General features: G+C 59.4%; 2 protein-coding genes. One reads left to right on the top strand and one right to left on the bottom strand.

The window, feature by feature from the left end:
- Positions 1-931 (bottom strand): hypothetical protein (locus G3480_RS26195; protein ID WP_164657136.1); only part of this gene is annotated, 931 nt, incomplete at its 3' end.
- A gap of 198 nt (positions 932-1,129) precedes the next feature.
- Here G3480_RS26195 and G3480_RS26190 point away from each other — a divergent pair.
- Complete coding sequence (locus G3480_RS26190) at positions 1,130-1,894, top strand: DUF3592 domain-containing protein (RefSeq protein WP_164657135.1); 765 nt, start codon at positions 1,130-1,132, stop codon at positions 1,892-1,894.
- The last annotated feature ends 426 nt before the right edge of the window (positions 1,895-2,320 follow it).

Raw genomic sequence — 2,320 nt, 5'->3', positions numbered from 1 at the left:
GCCAGCTCGGGACTTTTCTTTGCGTCTCACCCAAAATAGGTCGCGACGCTCTCCCTAAATCAGCGCGGGACGTAACACTAAGACGGCTGCGAACGTCCTGACAATCGTCACCGGCCGCAGCCAGCATCAGCGCGGCCTCGAGCGAGCGAGGCGTGTAGTATTCATCCAGTGCCTCTAGCGCATTTTCAGGCGTGACGGGCTCGGGCGCGGTGGAAGCGTTCGCCGTTAATGCATCCGTGTTCATCGTCTCCGTGTTCATCGCCTCGGCGGCTGCGGCACGAACCCCCGGCAATGGATCCTTCTCAGTCCGTTCGCGGAGCGCCGCGGTTTGGTCACTGGCCAGCCGCAGGGCTTGAGCCGCAGCCATTCCGGTATCCAGTAAGGCACCGATCTTCTCCGCATTCGTCAAACGACCGGATATCCGGTTGCTCCAAGTAAAATCCTCAAGCTCCCAGCCGGCTTCGGTCGCGTCGATGACCGCGGGACGGGCCTCGGCATCGAGATGCGCGAGCAAGGTAGCCGGGTCACCCTCGAGAAAAACGGCCTCGTCAAAGGCCGGATCACCGGTCAGGAGCGATTCTTGCCCCTTCACGCCAGCAATGAAGTTCTGCCGGAGGCCTGCACCGACAATTCGGCCAGCCGGCTGGTCGGGCGCGCGAATGTCAAAATCCGTAAAGTACTTGATATCGCCAGCGACTCTTTCGCTTGTCGTTTCCACGGCAACGTCAATGTCGTCGATGCGCCCGCGTAACTGGTGTTTCCGCCCCTTCTGGTGCACCTGGAGTCCTAACTGCGAGGCTACCTCGGCCATCGCATTGCCGCTGGCATCAATTGTCCACTGCTTCACCCAAGAGTAGATCCCGATGCCAGCGATCACGGCGATGCTAAGCAGGACGATGCGTCTCTTGCTTGGCAAGTTCTTCTCACCCATGCTAACCCCCAATGGTTTTGGCGCCAGTGGTGTTGTAAATTTCGATGCAGATTAGGATATTGCAATCTACCCCGATAGCCCGGAATGCTGTGAAGAGGTGACAGTAGAGCGCGATGGGCTCGAGGTCAAAGACGACACTGGTGGTCCTGGATGCGCCTCTCCAGGCTGAAAGCGCGGGCTCGCAGGGGGTGGCGAATCATGCCGAAGAACACTTTATGGCAAGTGCTCAAGTTGCTTGGAAGCGCGGTCGCTGGATTCGCCGCGCTGCTGATGGTCGCTGTGCTGGGTCTGCTGGCACTTCTCGCTGGGGTTAAAGGCGTGACCCAGCCCACAACCGGCTATCTGCCGGTCACCGGCACAGTCATCGATCATCGCGCACGCGTGTCCACGGGTAACCCAAACACTTCGAGTCGCAACCAATGGAATCTGCAAATCTCCGTGGCCTATACCTATACAGTCGACGGCACGAGGCACCCGGGGCTCGACTTCCTCTTTCCAGCGACCATCGGCAGCAAATCCAAGGCCGAGCAGCTCGCCGCCGACCATGCCCGCCGTTATGTCAAGGGCGCTCCCATCGATCTGTTCTACAACCCGAGCAATCCATCCGAGAGTGCCCTTGAGCATCGCTCCTGGCTCCTCGGCGCCCCAGCGTTGGTGTTCGGCGCGCTTCTTCTTGGTGGCGCCCTTGGCTTGGGTGTGATCGGCGTTATCGAATTGCTTCGCAGGCTGCTCGAAGGTCCGCAAAGCGAACCCTGGAAAGCGGAGTTGGTGCTCTGGCCGTGGCTCAAGAAAGCCGCCATTGGGCTCACTGCACTCCTTTTTTTGGCCGGACTCGCCGCCGGCTGGTCTATTTACCCGACTCAAGTCGCTATTTTGGTGATGGTCTCCGTCGGCTTCGCGGCGATCCTGGGAGTTGGTGTTTGGAGGAATCAGACAAGGCGCTCTAAGCCCAAGGCGCTCTAACCCGTTCAGTCCGTGAAAAACCGGTTTGCCATGCAGAGCAAGCAACACATTTTCCGGAATGCCAAGAGGAGGGGTGGCAACCTTGGAAGATCATCAGCTATCACCTGATCCAGACACCCAGGCGCTGGACCCGCTGCAGAAGGATCCGCCAACGCCGAGAGGCGCGACGACAAGCAACCAATTGGGGGGGCTTGGCGGGCTTGTTGCTGGCCCTGTCAGGTCTTTTTTTCGTCGGAAAGAACTCCTTTCTTGCTTCAGGCCAAGACCAGTGGGTGCCAGTCCCGGCTGTCGTGGTGCGGTCCGACACCTCGAAAAGCTCCAAGGGGTCAGCGGGTCAGACCTATTACAACCCCCAGTGTCAGGATAGAAGTCGCCTCCCCTGGGAGGATGTGTGTGAAGATGGGGGCATGATCGTCCTGGGCCTTG

This window comes from Thiorhodococcus mannitoliphagus, from assembly GCF_010915725.1.
Lineage (GTDB): Bacteria > Pseudomonadota > Gammaproteobacteria > Chromatiales > Chromatiaceae > Thiorhodococcus > Thiorhodococcus mannitoliphagus.
The sequence above is the reverse complement of the archived record's forward strand: the minus strand, read 5'-3'. Positions and strand labels throughout refer to the sequence as shown.